The organism is Novosphingobium jiangmenense (assembly GCF_015694345.1).
Lineage (GTDB): Bacteria > Pseudomonadota > Alphaproteobacteria > Sphingomonadales > Sphingomonadaceae > Novosphingobium > Novosphingobium jiangmenense.
In genome coordinates this window covers 19,579-35,474 of the sequence record NZ_JADQDC010000013.1, presented here as the reverse complement: position 1 = coordinate 35,474, position 15,896 = coordinate 19,579, and the positions used below count along the sequence as shown (strand labels likewise).

General features: G+C 63.4%; 16 protein-coding genes and 1 tRNA gene. 3 read left to right on the top strand and 14 right to left on the bottom strand.

Going from position 1 to position 15,896, the window contains the following annotated elements; genetic code table 11:
• Positions 1 to 50: 50 nt before the first annotated feature.
• The 8 genes from rseP to rpsB form a co-directional block, all read right to left on the bottom strand.
• Positions 51 to 1,172, bottom strand: a complete 1,122-nt coding sequence (rseP, locus tag I2488_RS16225; protein ID WP_196276858.1) for an RIP metalloprotease RseP — start codon at positions 1,170 to 1,172, stop codon at positions 51 to 53.
• Positions 1,172 to 2,329, bottom strand: coding sequence for a 1-deoxy-D-xylulose-5-phosphate reductoisomerase (locus I2488_RS16220; RefSeq protein ID WP_196276857.1), 1,158 nt, complete (start codon positions 2,327 to 2,329; stop codon positions 1,172 to 1,174). Before I2488_RS16220 ends, rseP begins: the two co-directional genes overlap by 1 nt.
• Before the next feature lie 6 nt (positions 2,330 to 2,335).
• On the bottom strand, positions 2,336 to 3,082 hold the full coding sequence (locus tag I2488_RS16215) for a phosphatidate cytidylyltransferase (protein ID WP_343071095.1): 747 nt from the start codon (positions 3,080 to 3,082) through the stop codon (positions 2,336 to 2,338).
• Positions 3,072 to 3,716, bottom strand: a complete 645-nt coding sequence (uppS, locus tag I2488_RS16210; RefSeq protein WP_214652426.1) for a polyprenyl diphosphate synthase — start codon at positions 3,714 to 3,716, stop codon at positions 3,072 to 3,074. Before uppS ends, I2488_RS16215 begins: the two co-directional genes overlap by 11 nt.
• 62 nt (positions 3,717 to 3,778) lie before the next feature.
• Entirely contained in the window at positions 3,779 to 4,336 is a 558-nt protein-coding gene (gene frr / locus I2488_RS16205; RefSeq protein WP_039337446.1) for a ribosome recycling factor, read from the bottom strand.
• Between the two features lie 3 nt (positions 4,337 to 4,339).
• Complete coding sequence (gene pyrH / locus I2488_RS16200) at positions 4,340 to 5,062, bottom strand: UMP kinase (RefSeq protein ID WP_196276854.1); 723 nt, start codon at positions 5,060 to 5,062, stop codon at positions 4,340 to 4,342.
• Between the two features lie 141 nt (positions 5,063 to 5,203).
• Complete coding sequence (gene tsf, locus I2488_RS16195) at positions 5,204 to 6,130, bottom strand: translation elongation factor Ts (RefSeq protein ID WP_196276853.1); 927 nt, start codon at positions 6,128 to 6,130, stop codon at positions 5,204 to 5,206.
• Between the two features lie 123 nt (positions 6,131 to 6,253).
• Positions 6,254 to 7,012, bottom strand: a complete 759-nt coding sequence (gene rpsB / locus I2488_RS16190) for a 30S ribosomal protein S2 (RefSeq protein WP_196276852.1) — start codon at positions 7,010 to 7,012, stop codon at positions 6,254 to 6,256.
• Positions 7,013 to 7,478: 466 nt separating this feature from the next.
• Here rpsB and I2488_RS16185 point away from each other — a divergent pair, with 466 nt between their 5' ends.
• On the top strand, positions 7,479 to 7,757 hold the full coding sequence (locus I2488_RS16185; protein WP_196276851.1) for a hypothetical protein: 279 nt from the start codon (positions 7,479 to 7,481) through the stop codon (positions 7,755 to 7,757).
• Here the strand turns inward: I2488_RS16185 and I2488_RS16180 are convergent.
• The 4 genes from I2488_RS16180 to I2488_RS16165 form a co-directional block, all read right to left on the bottom strand.
• The gene (locus I2488_RS16180; RefSeq protein ID WP_196276850.1) at positions 7,705 to 8,547 is read right to left on the bottom strand and encodes a CDP-alcohol phosphatidyltransferase family protein; all 843 of its coding nucleotides are present in this window, start codon (positions 8,545 to 8,547) and stop codon (positions 7,705 to 7,707) included. The two genes, I2488_RS16185 and I2488_RS16180, sit on opposite strands and share 53 nt — an antisense overlap.
• Positions 8,544 to 9,293, bottom strand: coding sequence for a phosphatidylserine decarboxylase (locus I2488_RS16175; protein WP_196276849.1), 750 nt, complete (start codon positions 9,291 to 9,293; stop codon positions 8,544 to 8,546). Before I2488_RS16175 ends, I2488_RS16180 begins: the two co-directional genes overlap by 4 nt.
• Positions 9,294 to 9,332: 39 nt before the next feature.
• A complete protein-coding gene (locus tag I2488_RS16170) occupies positions 9,333 to 10,196 on the bottom strand; it encodes an alpha/beta fold hydrolase (protein ID WP_196276848.1) in 864 nt (287 codons plus the stop codon).
• A gap of 698 nt (positions 10,197 to 10,894) precedes the next feature.
• Positions 10,895 to 10,980: transfer RNA gene (locus tag I2488_RS16165), tRNA-Tyr, on the bottom strand.
• 176 nt (positions 10,981 to 11,156) lie between these two features.
• Between I2488_RS16165 and rlmB the strand changes: the two genes are divergently transcribed.
• Positions 11,157 to 11,972: a 23S rRNA (guanosine(2251)-2'-O)-methyltransferase RlmB gene (rlmB, locus tag I2488_RS16160; RefSeq protein ID WP_196276847.1), complete on the top strand. Its 816-nt coding sequence runs from the start codon at positions 11,157 to 11,159 to the stop codon at positions 11,970 to 11,972.
• 18 nt (positions 11,973 to 11,990) lie between these two features.
• Entirely contained in the window at positions 11,991 to 12,851 is an 861-nt protein-coding gene (locus I2488_RS16155) for a hypothetical protein (protein ID WP_196276846.1), read from the top strand.
• A 62-nt stretch (positions 12,852 to 12,913) separates the two neighbouring features.
• On the opposite strand, the gene I2488_RS16150 is transcribed toward I2488_RS16155, so the two are convergent.
• Together I2488_RS16150 and lon are read right to left on the bottom strand one after the other, a co-directional pair.
• On the bottom strand, positions 12,914 to 13,186 hold the full coding sequence (locus I2488_RS16150; RefSeq protein WP_039337436.1) for an HU family DNA-binding protein: 273 nt from the start codon (positions 13,184 to 13,186) through the stop codon (positions 12,914 to 12,916).
• A gap of 211 nt (positions 13,187 to 13,397) precedes the next feature.
• Positions 13,398 to 15,803 carry an endopeptidase La gene (gene lon, locus I2488_RS16145; RefSeq protein ID WP_196276845.1) on the bottom strand — a complete coding sequence of 802 codons (2,406 nt, stop codon included), beginning with the start codon at positions 15,801 to 15,803 and terminating at the stop codon, positions 13,398 to 13,400.
• Between the last annotated feature and the right edge of the window lie 93 nt (positions 15,804 to 15,896).

The window sequence follows — 15,896 nt, the reverse complement described above, 5'->3', positions numbered from 1 at the left end:
CCTGACCGGCCGGTCGCACCGTCCGCCGCACCGGACGTGCTGAAATCGCCTCACCCTCCAAACAGCTTGAGCGACGCCACATCGTTGATCGTGACGAACAGCATCAAGGCCATGACGAACGCGAGACCGGTGCGGAATGCCCACTCCTGCCCACGCTGGCCCACCGGCTTCTTCCGCACGGCTTCCGCCGCGTAGAAGGCAAGGTGGCCCCCGTCGAGCACCGGAATTGGCAGCAGGTTAATGAACCCCAAGTTAATCGAGATGAGCGCTGCAAAGCTGACGAACGATTGCCAGCCCGAGACCAGTTGCTCGCCCGAGAACTTGGCGATCTTGATCGGCCCGCCGAGTTCCTTGATCTCGCGGTTGCCCGTGATGATCTGGCCTATGCCGTTGACCATCATGGAAATGATGCTGCCAGTCTGCTTCACCCCGTCGACCACGGCATCGACGGGACCGACACGGACGATTTCGTAGCTGCGGGGGCCGACGCCCAGGAAACCGATCTTCTGCGTATTGCCGAACTGGTCGCTCTCGATCTTCACCGCAGCGTTTACCGCCACATTGATGCGCCGGTCATCGCGCAGGACCACGACGTCCATCGGCTCACCGGGATTCTGCCCGACCTCGAGGCGTACATCTAGGAACGAATCCACCGGGTGCCCCCGCATCGAGACGATCCGGTCGCCCACCTTGATCCCGGCTCGATCAGCAGCGGAGCCTGCCTGGACTTCCCCCACAACCGGCGGAACGATGATCTTGCCGTAGCCCAGCGTGAAACCCGCAAGGATCAGCACCGCAAACAGCAGATTGGTGATGGGCCCGGCCAGGACAATCAGCGAACGCTGCCACAAGTGCTTGGCCTGAAACGTCCGGTTCCGCTCCTCGGCCGGCAGGGACAGCCACTCCGGACTGGGCTGGCTGGCCGGGTTCATATCTCCGGCAAACTGCACATATCCGCCGAGCGGCAGAGCCGAAAGCTTCCAGCGCGTCCCGCGCTTGTCCGTCCAACCCGCGATTTCCTTGCCGAACCCGATCGAGAAGACGTCAGCCTTCACCCCGAACCAGCGCCCGACAAGGTAGTGGCCAAGCTCGTGAATGAAGACCAGAGGACCCAACAGCAGCAGGAAGCCAAGCAGGGTAATCAGGATGCCAGGGCTTTGCATCGGCGCCATCAGCGTACGGGTTCCATCAGTTCACGCGCCCGCGCCCGCGCCTCGGCATCGATGGCGATGACATCGTCAAGGCAGGCCGGGGCTGGCATGGCACTGCGCGAAAGCACATCCTCGACCGATTGCACGATCCGGGTGAACGCAATCTGACCGCCGAGAAACGCGGCAACAGCGATCTCGTTGGCAGCGTTCATCGTAGCGGGTGCAGCTCCGCCCTCGATCACTGCATTGCGGGCAAGCCGTGTCGCCGGAAAGCGGTCCTCGTCGGGCGCGCGGAACGTCAGCTGTCCGATCGCTGCGAGATCGAGCGGTGCGCAAGGCGTATCCATCCGCTCCGGCCAAGCCAGCGCCGAGGCAATCGGCACACGCATGTCAGAAGGACCAAGCTGCGCCAGCGTCGACCCGTCGCGATACTCGACCATCGAATGGACGATCGACTGCGGGTGGACGATGATCCGCAGGCGCTCGACACCGACCGGGAACAGATGGAACGCCTCGATGAATTCGAGGCCCTTGTTCATCATCGTGGCGGAATCGACGCTGATCTTCGCACCCATCGACCAGTTGGGGTGCTTGACCGCTTCGGCCGGCGTGGCGCGGTGCAGTTGCTCCAGCGTCCAGTCGCGGAAAGGGCCGCCACTTGCCGTCAGCGTGATCGAGTGGACGTGGTCGAGTCTGTTTCCAGCCAGGCACTGGAATATGGCGTTATGCTCGGAATCGACCGGAAGCAGCGTTGCCCCATGGCGGGCAACGGCAGCCGTCATCACGTCGCCTGCCGAAACCAGCGCTTCCTTGTTCGCCAGCGCGATCACGCCACCGCGTTCGATCGCTGCCATGGTCGGGGCAAGACCGGCACAACCGACGATCGCGGCGACGGTAATGTCTGCCCCCCGCGATGCCGCCTCGACCAGTGCCTGAGGTCCGGCCGCAGCGTGGATATTGGTCCCGGCAAGCGCCTCGCGCAGCGCAGGCAGCGCGGCATCATCAGCCACCACCGCCACTTCGGCCCCGAACTCGCGCGCCAGCTTGGCCAGCCCTTCCGCATCGCCATTGGCTGTCAGCGCCACAACGCGCCAGTCACTGCGATTGCGGCGGATTAGGTCGAGCGTCGAGGCCCCGATGGAGCCGGTAGCGCCCAGAACGGAAATGGAGCGCGCCATCTGCCTCTAAAGTCCTGCCTGCGTTGCGGCCCAAGCCGTGCCGACGATGATGGCCACCGGAAGCAATCCGTCAACCCTGTCGAACAAACCGCCATGCCCCGGAATGAGGCGCGAGGAGTCCTTCACGCCAGCCCGGCGTTTGAGCCACGATTCATAGAAGTCGCCAACTTGGGCGAACACAGCCAGCACCGCGCCGGCAATCGCTGCCATGCCGAGATTGGCAACCTCGAGCGCTGCCGCCACGCTCGGTCCCGTCGGGCCGATCGCCGAGACGAGATAGCTGGCTGAAAGCACCACCAGTGCCGCCCAGATTCCTGCCGCGGCCATGCCGCCGAACAGGCCGGACCAGGTCTTGGAAGGGCTGATCTTCGGCGCGATCTTCGGTCCGCCGAGCGAGCGGCCCGTGAAGTACGCGCCGGTATCGGTGCAGATCACAAGGCCCAGAACGGCCAGCATCAGGGGTTCGGGCATGACGGCAAGGGCAAGTCCGCCCCAACCGATATAAATGGCCCCGAAAATGACCATCGACGAAAGCCGGGCCGGGTTGCCGGCGATCTTGCCGACCAGCCGGACGTACTCGACGAACACACCGAATGCGACGACCGCCACGAACAGGTCCAGCCACAGACCGCCCGCCCACAACGCTGCCCCGGCAACGGCCAGCATGACCACCGCCGAAACCACGCGCACGCCAAGGTCCGATTTCTTCGGAGCCTCGGCTGCTCCAGGCGTCACCTGCGGATCAGCGTCCACCGAAGCGCCTTTCGCGCGCGCCGAACTGCTCCAGCGCCTCGCGCAGATGCGCGGCGGTAAAGTCCGGCCACAGCACCTCAGTGAACCACATTTCGGCATAGGCCGCCTGCCAGAGCAGGAAGTTCGACAGGCGAATTTCGCCGGACGTCCGGATCAGCAGGTCAAGCGGCGGCAGACACGCGGTGTCAAGCTCCGCCTCGATGGCTTCAGGCGTGATCTCGCCCTTGGCCGCGGCCTTCGCCGCCGCCCGGGCGATCTCCTGCTGCGATCCGTAGTTCAGGGCGATTGCGAGAGTCGTGCCGGTATTCCCGGCGGTGCGCGCCATGGCATCTTCGATCAGATCCACGATATCGGGCGCAAGCACCTGATAATCGCCGATGATCTTCAGTCGGGTGTTGTTGCTGACGAGTTCTGCAAGATCGTTGCGGATGAACGCCCGCAGCAGTCCCATCAGGTCAGCAATCTCGTCCGCTGGCCGCTTCCAGTTCTCCGAAGAGAACGCATAGAGGGTCAGCGCCTCGAGCCCCATGTCGCGCGCGGCGCGGGCAATATCCCGCACCGTATCGACGCCACGCTTGTGGCCGAAAGCGCGCGGCATGAACCGCTTCTTCGCCCAGCGGCCATTGCCGTCCATGATGATCGCGACGTGACGCGCGCCATAAGGCGCGGCGCCGCCCGTCGAGGCGGGGACCGCCGTCACTTGCCGAGGATTTCCTTTTCCTTGGCGACGGCCGCTTCGTCGGCCTGCTTGATGATATCGTCGGTCAGCTTCTGCAGGTCGGTCTCGGCGCGCTTGCGCTCGTCTTCCGAGATTTCCTTCTTGTTCTCGTCAGCCTTGAGCGCGTCCATGCCATCGCGGCGCACGTTGCGGATCGCGATGCGGGCGTTTTCGGCATACTTGCTGGCCAGCTTGGCCAGTTCCTTGCGGCGTTCCTCGGTCAGGTCAGGGATCGGCAGGCGCAGCGTCTGGCCATCGCTGATCGGATTGAGTCCAAGCCCAGCCGAACGAATCGCCTTTTCCACCGGCGTCACGTTCGACTTGTCCCACACCTGCACCGAAAGCATGCGCGGCTCTGGCGCCGAGACGCTGGCGACCTGCGAAAGCGGCATGTGGCTGCCGTAGACTTCGACCATGATCGGATCGAGCAGCGCGGTGTTGGCGCGGCCCGTGCGCAGGCCGGAAAGATCGCCCTTGAGCGATTCCACCGCGCCCTTCATGCGGCGTTCGAGATCGGCCTTATCGTACTTCGCCATGGCTCAGGCTCCTTGCTTGACGATCGTCTGCGTCCCCTCACCCGCAAGCACGCGGGCGAGATTGCCGCGCTCGCGGATCGAGAAGACAACGATCGGAATGTTGTTGTCACGGCACAGCGCCACCGCGCTTGCATCCATGACCTTCAGGTTGTCTGCCAGCACCGTGTCGTAATCGACGGTATCATAACGCTTTGCCGTGGCATCCTTCTTTGGATCGGCATCGTAGACGCCGTCCACACTGGTGCCCTTGAGCAGCGCATCGCACTTCATCTCGGCCGCCCGCAGCGCTGCACCGGAATCGGTGGTGAAATAGGGAGCGCCGACGCCCGCCGCAAAAATCACGATGCGGCCCTTTTCAAGGTGACGTTCAGCGCGGCGACGGATCACCGGCTCGCACACCTTGTCCATCTCGATCGCCGACTGCACGCGGGTCGGCACCCCAAGCTGTTCGAGCGCCGACTGCATCGCCAGCGCATTCATCACGGTCGCCAGCATGCCCATGTAATCGGCCTGCGCCCGGTCCATGCCCTTGGCAGCACCAGCCATGCCGCGGAAGATATTGCCGCCGCCGATGACCAGGCAGATCTCGAGGCCGCTGTCACGCGCGTCTTTAACTTCCTGCGCCACACGGGCGACATAGTCGGTGTCGATCCCGAACTGCTGTTCCCCCATCAGCACTTCGCCCGAAAGTTTCAGGAGGATGCGCTTGTATGAAGGGACGCTCATAAGGTCGGTGCACTCGTAACCAAAGGGAAGTGGCCGCCCTTATAGCCCTGTGAAGGGGTCTGCCAAGGGCGCAGGCATAACAATCCCCGCACCGACAGGCCGGAAAACCGGCCCGCCCATGCGGGGATGTTAAAGTCAGACTTACTTGATGCCGGCGGCAGCAGCCACTTCGGCAGCGAAGTCGGTCTCTTCCTTCTCGATGCCTTCGCCGAGCTGGAAGCGGACGTAGTCCTTCAGCACGATCTTCGTGCCAGCTTCCTTGCCGGCGGCATCGACGACCTGCTGGATGGTGGACTTGTTGTCCATCACGAAGATTTGGCTGAGCAGCGCGTTTTCCTTGGCGTACTTGGCGACGGCACCGTCAACCATCTTGGCCTGGACTTCGGCAGGCTTGCCGCTCTCGGCAGCCTTTTCGGCCGCGATCTTGCGCTCGCGCGCGATCAGTTCGGCGTCGAGCTGGTCGGCAGTGAGAGCCTGCGGGAAGGCAGCGGCGATGTGCATCGCGATCTGCTTGCCAAGGGCTTCGAGCTTGTCAGCCGCAGCTTCCGATTCGAGCGCCACGAGCACGCCGATCTTGCCGAGGTTCGTCGCGGCTGCGTTGTGCATGTAGGGCACGACCACGCCATTGGCGACTTCGACGTGCTTGATGCGGCGCAGCTGCTGGTTCTCGCCGATGGTGGCGACGTTGTTGGTCAGCTTGTCGGCAACCGAACCGCCGTCCGGATAGGCGGCAGCCTTGAGCGTCTCGACGTCCGAAGCGCCAGTGTTCAGAGCAACTTCGGTGGCCTTGCGCACGAAGTCCTGGAACTGGTCGTTCTTGGCGACGAAGTCGGTTTCCGAGTTCACTTCGACGGCAACGCCCTTGGTGCCCGAAACGGCGACGCCAACGAGGCCTTCAGCCGCGGTACGGCTCGACTTCTTGGCAGCAGCAGCGAGACCCTTGGCGCGAAGCGCGTCAACGGCAGCTTCGAAGTCGCCGCCGGCTTCGTCGAGAGCCTTCTTGCAGTCCATCATGCCGGCGCCGGTGCGCTCGCGCAGGTTCTTCACGTCAGCGGCGGTGTAAGCCATTGCGTTGATCCTTTATCTTGAAAACACAGGAAGGCCGCAGCACTGCCGCGGCCCGTAAATCGCATCCGGGTCAGTTCGGTGACGGCCTGCCCTTCCGAGTGGGCCGTCACGCGAAAAACCGGATCAGGCTTCTGCCACAGCTTCTTCAGCCAGCGGCTCGGCCATGGCGCCGAGGTCGGCACCCGAAGCGATCGCAGCGTCACGGCCACCCTTGGTGGCGGCAGCGGCAACGGCTTCGCAATACAGGCGGATGGCGCGGCTGGCGTCGTCGTTCGCCGGAACCGGGAACGCGATGCCATCGGGCGAAACGTTCGAGTCGAGGATGGCGACGACCGGGATCCCGAGAACGTTGGCTTCCTTGATCGCCAGCTCTTCCTTGTTGGCGTCGATCACGAACATCACGTCCGGGATGCCGCCCATGTCGCGGATGCCGCCCAGCGACAGCTCGAGCTTGTCGCGCTCACGGGTCAGCTGAAGGACTTCCTTCTTGGTCAGACCGGCGGTGTCGCCAGCGAGCTGCTCTTCAAGAGCCTTGAAGCGCTTGATCGAGCCCGAGATGGTCTTCCAGTTGGTGAGCATGCCGCCCAGCCAACGGTGGTTGACGTAGTGCTGGCCAGCAGCGCGCGCGGCCTGGGCAATCGGCTCCTGCGCCTGGCGCTTGGTGCCGACGAACAGAACCTTGCCGCCTGCCTGGACGGTCGCCGAGATGAACTCGAGCGCGCGGGCGAAGAGCGGAACGGTCTGCGACAGGTCGAGGATGTGGATGCCGTTGCGGGCGCCGAAGATGTACGGCTTCATCCGCGGGTTCCAGCGGTGGGTCTGGTGGCCGAAGTGGGCCCCGGCTTCGATAAGCTGATGCATCGTGACGACTGGTGCCGCCATGGGTAATTCCTTTCCGGTTGTGCCTCCGGGACGCTGGAACCGCTGCGGAGCTCCCGCTGGCGGCACCGGTGAACGTGCGTCCCGTGTGGATTGTTCACGCTGTTCTGACGGCACCATGCCGACAGCGTCCTGCGAACGGGCCGCCGTTAGAGGATGATGGCGGAAAAATCCAGCGTTGAATCACCGGTACACTCGCAGACAGCACGCCCAGTTTGATCGAGATTAATCCGCCCGCGAGGCAATAAAGATTCCCGTTAAATCAGCATTTTGCCAGCGAATCGCGCGAAACTGCGGCCCTGCTCGCCGTTCCCGCTTGACGGAACGGAACAAAACAGGAACATTACCTCCATATCCGAATCAGTCATCGGACAGTCAGGAACGATAGCTCAATCCACAGGTTATCCACAGGCGGAATCGTAAAGCGTTCTTAACCACGTGGATCCGGCAGAAAGCAGGGAATGGTCCAATGCTCGCTCTTGTTTGCACTCTCGTCTTCGCATCAGCAGCCACCTTCGCCGTTGGCGCGATCTTCATGACGATGCAGGGCCGGAAAGAGCAGGTCGCGGCGCTGCTGGCCGAGTATCGCTCGCTCGAACGTGATCGCGAATTCCTTGTCCACGTCACGAGCCATGAAGCCGAAGCACCGCGAGCCTTCGCGGCGCCGCAGCTTCGCCGGACCCCTCGCCGCGCGTTCAAGCGGGCGGAGGCACTTCGGGCCGCGCACTCGCTGCGCGCTGCCGCCTGACCTTGGCGTAACGCACAACGCCGACCGGGATCAGCAACAAGTAGACGATGCAGATTCCGGACAACGTCAGCCACGGCTCGCTCAGCAAGGCTGCAATCACCAGACCGAAAAGCGCAATGAGCTCAAGACGGACGCTGCGGCGCGGGCGGAGCGAAGACCAGCTCAAAGTCGCCAGGTTCGATATCATCAGGAATGCGATCAGCACCAGCCATGGGCCCACCAGCACCGGCATCCGGAACACGGGATTGTCGGTGGCGATCCACAGATAGAGCGGAAGGAACGCCAATCCAGCTCCCACCGGAGCGGGGACGCCGGTCAGGAAACCGGCGGACTTGTGCGGCTGCTCTTCCATGTCGATGCGGGCATTGAAGCGGGCGAGGCGCAGTGCGCAGGCAATCGCCACCGCCAGTGCAGCAAACCACCCGACTCTCGGCGCTTCCTGCAGGGACCATAGGAATAGAATCAGCGCGGGGGCCACACCGAACGAAACGTTATCGGCTAGACTGTCGAGCTCGGCTCCGAACCGCGACTGCGCCTTGAGCATGCGCGCTATGCGCCCGTCGATCCCGTCCAGCAGCCCTGCGATGATCACCGCCGCCACAGCACGACGCCAGTCTTCAGCAACCTGCAACGGATCCGTGCCTGAAGCTGCCGTGACCGCGAACCTGATACCGGTAAGGCCCGAACACAACGCGGCGGTCGTAATCGCGTTGGGCGTCATCGCCCGTAGCGTCAGGCCACCGGGCAGGCGCCCGCGACGGAGGCGAGCTGCCCTGCCCTCCTCGATCATTGACCGATACCCTCGATCATCGGCGCTTCGCCGATCTCGGCCAGGATCGTCTCGCCCGCCACACACTTCTGTCCCATCAGAACCTTGGGCTCGGTGCCAGCCGGCAGGTAAACGTCAACCCGGCTGCCAAAGCGGATCAGGCCGACCCGCTGCCCGACAGCAACGATGTCGCCTCCCTTCACGAACGGCACGATTCGGCGAGCAACCAGACCGGCAATCTGGGTGAAACCGATCTGCACACCATCCCCGCGCTCGACGAGGAAGTGCTGGCGCTCGTTCTCCTCACTCGCCTTGTCGAGATCGGCGTTGAGGAACTTGCCGGGAATGTAGACGACGCGGCGAATGGTGCCAGCAATCGGCGAACGATTAATGTGCACGTCGAACACCGACATGAAGATCGACACGCGTGTCACCGGTTCCGGGCTCATGCCGCGCACGCCCGAGCCATCGTCGGCACACAGTTCGCGCGGCGGAGGTACCTTCTGGATCAGGGTGATCAGGCCATCAGCGGGCGAGATCACGAACTTGTCGTCCCGCGGCGTCACGCGCACCGGATCGCGGAAGAATGCCAGTACGCCCAGCGTCAGGAAGGCGAGCGGCCAGGCGATGGTTTCCCACGCCATGAAAGCGGCACCGGCGCTCAGCGCTGCAGCAATCAGGCCGAACTTGCGCCCTTCGGGATGGATGGATGGCCAGGACCAACCGGCGGAACCGCGACCACGGTTATCGAGAATTTCTCCGGACATGAGCCCCATCTAGGCGCTGGCTTGCGTCGGGACAAGCAATCATCCCTGTTTGCACACGACCTCTGGTTGTCGCGTCGGCATGACCCGCCCCAGGAAGGCGATGACCGCCGCGTTGAACAGGTCATTGCGATCGCCCGCAACCATATGCCCCGCTCCGCTGATGTCGGCGACTTCCAGCCGCGCGATGCGTTCTGCCAGATGATCGACACCCTCGTCGGTGACGATGTCCGACTTCATGCCCCGAACCAGCAATGTCGGCACAGTTTGCGGCCATTGCGCGGTCGCGATCATGTCTTCCAGAGACCTGCCCGGCCTGCCGCCAGTCAGGAAGCGGGGGTCCCAATGCCAGTAGAACCGCCCGTCGGGCCCCTCGCGCAGGTTCTTGCGCAGCCCCTCGGCGCTCCCCGGTCGCTTGCGATCCGGATAGTACGCCGAGATGGCATCGGCTGCTTCCTCCAGCGACGCAAAGCCGTGCGGATTGGCCGACATGAAGCCGACAATTCGGTCCACGCCCGCTTCGGAAAGCCGGACGACGACATCGACCAGCACCAGGGCAGCGGGAACGACACCATGACACGCCGCCGCCATCGCCGAGAGACCGCCAAGCGATGCGCCCACGAAGGCAAACGGTCCTCGGGCGCACTTCACGATCTCCGCCAGATCGCTCGCCCGGCGCTCCATCGAATAGTCGCCTTCCGGTTCCCAGTCGCTCTCGCCGTGGCCCAGCAGATCGTAGTTGATCACGTGATAGCCGGCCTCGGCCAGCTCATGTCCGGCGCGGTCCCAACTATGCCGCGTCTGACCGCCGCCATGACCAAGAATTACCGTGGGCGCATCGGGATCGCCCAGCTCGTCGGCCATGATGGCCATACCACCAGCAACGGGAATGCGGATCGTCGTCATGCCGCGCAGGGTTGCCCAACATCCAGCGCCACGCAACCGGAATTAATTGGCCGATTAAGACTCTGGCTATCCGTCGGAAGAAAAAGGCCGGGAGGTTGTTTGTCTGGTAGTGCCAATCTGGCGGTTGCCATGGGAGGCATCAAATCGGGCCGTCACTCCCGACGGCGCACCGACTTCAATGAAGGCAAAACCTCAAGTGGTGGCGCGGCCCTATCTAAGAACAAAGAAGCAGGCCAGCGGACTTGCCACGACAAATATGGCCCACATCATCTTTGCAATAAATACCCATCCTCCGCGATACTCAATTTCGACGGCAGCTCTTTTAAGGAATGGCGGCTTTTTATAAAACGGATCATAATATTCTGGCGGGAGCATTTGTCTTTACCGGGCTTTCTGGGAATAACCACAAGCCACAGGGTCAATTCAACCCTTTGTGACAAGATTGAATATATAGTGAATAAATCTTCATGCAATATGTCTAAGGTTATGTTTTCATAGATTTTTGGCATAGGAAAGCTGCCCTGCCCTCCTGCGGCAAGATAGCCGCAACGGCATAGCCAGACACCACGCGCAGTCTGGACTTGGCTGTTCGTCGTCAGTGGGTTCGATATCGCCACGCGACTGGTCAGGATCCTGCGCCGAACCAAAGGCGCATTGGGGTTACCCTGTGGCGGGTTAACTTGGATCCAAAAAGCAGGTGGTGGACAGGGCTAGATTCGAACTAGCGTACGCTTGCGCGGGCAGATTTACAGTCTGCTGCCTTTAACCACTCGGCCACCTGTCCACACCAGTGCTGCCGGTGCCGGATCTTCCCGAAGAAAGAGCCGATTTTTGATGGCCTCCGAAGAGACCGTCCGGCCGAGAGGCGGCCCCTTTGGCGAAGGGAGACTTGCCTGTCAATGGGCAGGCTGGCATGCGCGGCACGAAATTTTTCAACAAGCTTGCAGAGAAGGTCTCCCGATGCCCCGCAATGACGATCAACCGAAGGGCCGCGCGCTGCGCGGTCGCGCCGGCCGCAACAGGGGCGGACGCGGCTCCGGCCGGGGCAGCGCAGGCTCGATCCGCCTGTGGGGCCGCCACGCCATCGAGGCGGCCCTGACCAATCCCAACCGCGATGCCAAGAAGCTGTGGGGCACGCGTGAGGCGATCCAGGCCATGCTCGACTATCACGACGCCGAACTTCCCGCCTCGCTGCCCGTGGAATATGCGCAGGCCGCCGATCTTGCCCGTCTCGTTGCCAAGGACGCGCCGCACCAAGGCCTCGTGCTCGATTGCGCGCCGCTCGACGACGTTGCTCTCGATGACGTTCTCGAAGAATCCGAAGGCCGCACCATCGTCGTGCTCGATTCGGTGACCGATCCGCACAACGTCGGTGCGATTCTCCGCTCGTGCGCTGCGTTCAATGTCGCCGCGCTCGTCACGCAGGACCGCCATGCCCCACCCGAATCGGGTACGCTGGCCAAATCGGCCTCGGGCGCGCTGGAAATCGTGCCATGGGTCCGCGTTGTGAACCTGTCGCGCGCGCTCGAACGCATGAGCGAGGAAGGCTACTGGCGCATCGGCCTCGATGGCGATGGCAAAGCGGTGTTTCCCTCCGCCGTCCCCGCAGGCCCGGTCGCGCTTGTCCTCGGTGCCGAGGGCGAAGGGCTGCGCCACAACGTCGCCCAGCACTGCGATTCGATCGCGCGCCTGCCGATTGCGTCCGCCATCGAAAGCCTTAACGTGTCCAACGCGGCGGCCATCGCCCTGTACGCTGTGGCTACGCGCGAGGGGTAATCACGACAGGAGGGGCAGATGCGGCGTTCTTGGGCTCTGGCGGCAGCAACGCTCGCCACACTCCTGCTCGCAGGCTGCCTGCTCCTCCCCGGCAAGTTCACCTCGGCGATCGACCTGCGCAAGGACGGTACCTTCAGCTTCACCTACAAGGGCGAGATCCACGTGCTCGCGCTGTCGAAGCTGGCCGAAGATGAGCGCAACCGGAAGAATGACACAGCGACGTTCGAGCCGTCGACCTGCTTCGATGACGAGAAGGGGGACGAGCGGCCCTGCACCGCCGATGAAATCGCCGAACAGAAGCGCGTCTGGGAAGAAGATCTCGCCGCCAGCAAAGCCGCTGCGGCCGAAAAGAAGAAGTCCGACGAACAGATGGCCAAGGCCATGCTCGGCGGCATTGATCCGTCCGATCCCCGCGCCGCGCAGGAATTCGCCGAGCGCCTGCGTCGGCAGAAGGGCTGGAAATCGGTCATCGACAAGGGCGATGGCAGGTTCGAGGTCGAATACGCGATCACCGGCAAGCTGACCCACGATTTCAGCTTCCCCACGGTCGAGAAGCTGCCGATGGTCATGCCCTTCGTCACCATGATCCGCCGCGCCGATGGCAGCGTTCGGATCGATGCCCCGGCCTTTGCCTCGGGTGCAGCAAACTCACCGTTCATGGGCATGGCCGCGATGGCTGCTGACGAGAAGAGCGAAAAGGCCGGTGGTCAGGGCATGCCGACGCTCGACGGCGTCCTCACACTGACCACCGATGGCGAGATCCTCGCCAACAACACCGATGAAGGTCCCGCAGCCGCCGCATCGGGCAAAATGCTCCAGTGGAAAGTCAACGAGCGCACCAAGGAAGCGCCCACCGCGCTCGTCCGTTTCGCGCCATAAAAAAGCCGCCGCAGTCCCGTCGACCGCGGCGGCTCCCTGTAACTTCAGCAATCAGGCTGCGATCAGTTGACCGCGTCCTTGAGGCCCTTGCCGGCCTTGAACTTGGGCTGGGCCGAAGCCTTGATCGACATCGGCTCGCCCGTGCGCGGGTTGCGGCCGGTGGAGGCCTTGCGCTTGGCCACCGAGAAAGTGCCGAAACCGACCAGGCGCACTTCGTCGCCCTTCGCCAGCGCACCGGAGATCGATTCGAAGACGGCCTCCACGGCCTTGGTCGCATCGCCCTTCGACAGGCCGCTGACATCGGCGACGGCGCCGATCAGATCGTTCTTGTTCATTACGGAACCCCCTAAGTCTTATGTCTTGGGTTGAATGGAATGAGTCGCCTTTCGGGTGAAGGGAAACAAGCCCAGAAACAATCACCTGTCAAAGGCTAAAGCGCCGCCGACAGGCCTGTTGGAGCGGGAAAATCGCGCTTTTCGGACAACGAAAAGGGTGCGCGCAACAATCGTGCGCGCACCCCTCGTAAAAGTTGCAATTGCAAGCGCCTCAGTGGGCAGTCGGCGTTGCCCCGGCCGGGGCTGCAGGCGGCGTTGGCTGCGAGGCCAGATCGTCTGCCTCGGTCCATTCGATCGCCTGCGGCACCGATGCCAGCGCACGCGCCAGCACCTCGTCGACATGGCTCACCGGGATGATGTCCAGGCCTTCCTTGATGTTGGCCGGGATCTCGGCAAGGTCCTTGCGGTTCTCCTCGGGGATCAGCACCGTCTTGATGCCGCCGCGCAGCGCGGCCAGCAGCTTTTCCTTCAAGCCACCGATCGCCAGCACGCGGCCACGCAGGGTAACCTCGCCGGTCATCGCCACGTCGGCCCGCACCGGAATGCCGGTCAGCGTCGAGACCATGGCGGTGACCATGCCGATGCCCGCGCTCGGCCCGTCCTTGGGAACGGCACCCTCGGGCAAGTGGATGTGCAGGTCCTTGCGGTTGAAGATCGACGGCCGGATTCCGTAGGCGGGGCTGCGCGCCTTGACGAAGCTGAAAGCCATCTGGACGCTCTCGCTCATCACCTCGCCCAGCTTGCCGGTGGTCTTGACCGCGCCCTTGCCAGGCACCGTCACGCTCTCGATCGTCAGCAGTTCGCCGCCGACTTCGGTCCAGGCCAGACCCGTCACCGCGCCGACCTGGTTCTCCTCGTCGGAAACGCCGTGGCGGAACTTGCGCACGCCGGCGAAGTCCGAAAGGTTTTCCGGCGTGATCGTGACCGACTTGGCCTTGCCCTCAAGGATCTGGCGCAGCGACTTGCGCGCCAGACGCGCCACCTCGCGCTCCAGCGTACGCACGCCAGCCTCGCGGGTGTAGTAGCGGATCAGGTCGCGCAGCGCTTCGGTCGTCAGGGTGAACTCACCCTTCTTCAGCCCGTGCGCTTCCACCTGCTTGCGCACCAGATGGCGCTCGGCAATCTCGACCTTCTCGTCCTCGGTGTAGCCCTCGAGCCGGATGATCTCCATGCGGTCAAGCAGCGGCTGCGGCAGGTTCAGGCTGTTCGCCGTGCAGACGAACATCACGTCCGAAAGGTCGAAGTCCAGTTCCAGGTAGTGGTCCTGGAACTTCGCGTTCTGTTCGGGATCGAGCACTTCCAGCAGCGCCGAGGCCGGATCGCCACGGAAGTCCTGACCGAGCTTGTCGATCTCGTCGAGCAGGAACAGCGGGTTGGCCGTGCCAGCCTTCTTGAGGTTGGTCACGATCTTGCCCGGCAGGGAGCCGATGTAGGTGCGGCGATGGCCACGAATCTCGGCCTCATCGCGCACGCCGCCCAACGACTGGCGCACGAACTGGCGCCCGGTCGCCTTGGCGATCGACTTGCCGAGCGAGGTCTTGCCCACGCCCGGAGGGCCGACGAGGCACAGGATCGGCCCCTTCAGCTTGTTGGTACGCGCCTGCACCGCCAAATACTCGACGATGCGGTCCTTGACCTTGTCGAGCGCGTAGTGATCGGCATCGAGGATCGCCTGCGCCGCCGGAATGTCCTTCTTGAGCTTGCTGCGCTTGCCCCATGGCAGGCCCAGCAGCACGTCGAGGTAATTGCGGATGACAGTCGCCTCGGCGCTCATCGGCTGCATGGTCTTGAGCTTCTTCAGCTCCGCCGTCGCCTTGGCCTTGGCTTCCTTTGAAAGCTTGAGCTTGTCGATCTTTTCCTGAAGCTCGGCAATCTCGTTGGCCTCTTCGCCATCACCGCCACCCAGTTCCGACTGGATCGCCTTCAGCTGCTCGTTCAGGTAATATTCGCGCTGGGTCTTTTCCATCTGGCGCTTCACGCGGCCACGGATCTTGCGCTCCACCTGCAGCACGCCCAGTTCGCCCTCCATGAAGGAGAGCACCATTTCCAGCCGCTTCATCGGGTCGGATTCGGACAGCACCGCCTGCTTGTCGGCCACCTTGGCGGCAAGGTTCGCCGCGACCGAGTCCGCCAGCTTGCCAGCGTCCTCGATATCGCCCAGCTGACCGCCCGCATCCTGCGGCAGCTTCTTCGAAAGCTTGGCGTATTCGGCGAACTGGTCGACGACCGAGCGCATCATCGCCGAGATTTCGGTGCTTTCCGCAATCACGGCTTCCTGCGGTTCGACTTGCGCCACCAGCATCGCGCCCTGCGCCGTGGTCTCTTCCCGCAGCCCTTCAAGCACTGCACGCTCACGCCCTTCGACCAGCACACGAACGGTGCCATCGGGGAGCTTGAGCAACTGGAGGACGCTGGCGATCACGCCGGTATCGTAAAGATCGTCGCGATCCGGGTCGTCGCAGCCAGGATCCAGCTGGGCGAGCAGGAAGATATCCTTGTTGCCCGCCATGGCCGCTTCCAGCGCCGCTACCGACTTCTCGCGACCGACGAACAGCGGCACGACCATACCGGGGAACACGACAATGTCGCGAAGGGGAAGCAGGGGATAGAGATTCATGGGCACTTCGTTTCCGTCCTGCCGGGCACGCCGCCCGACGCTTTCCCGGGATATGGGGAGCGCGTGCCCCTGCCGCAATGGCTTTTGCCATAT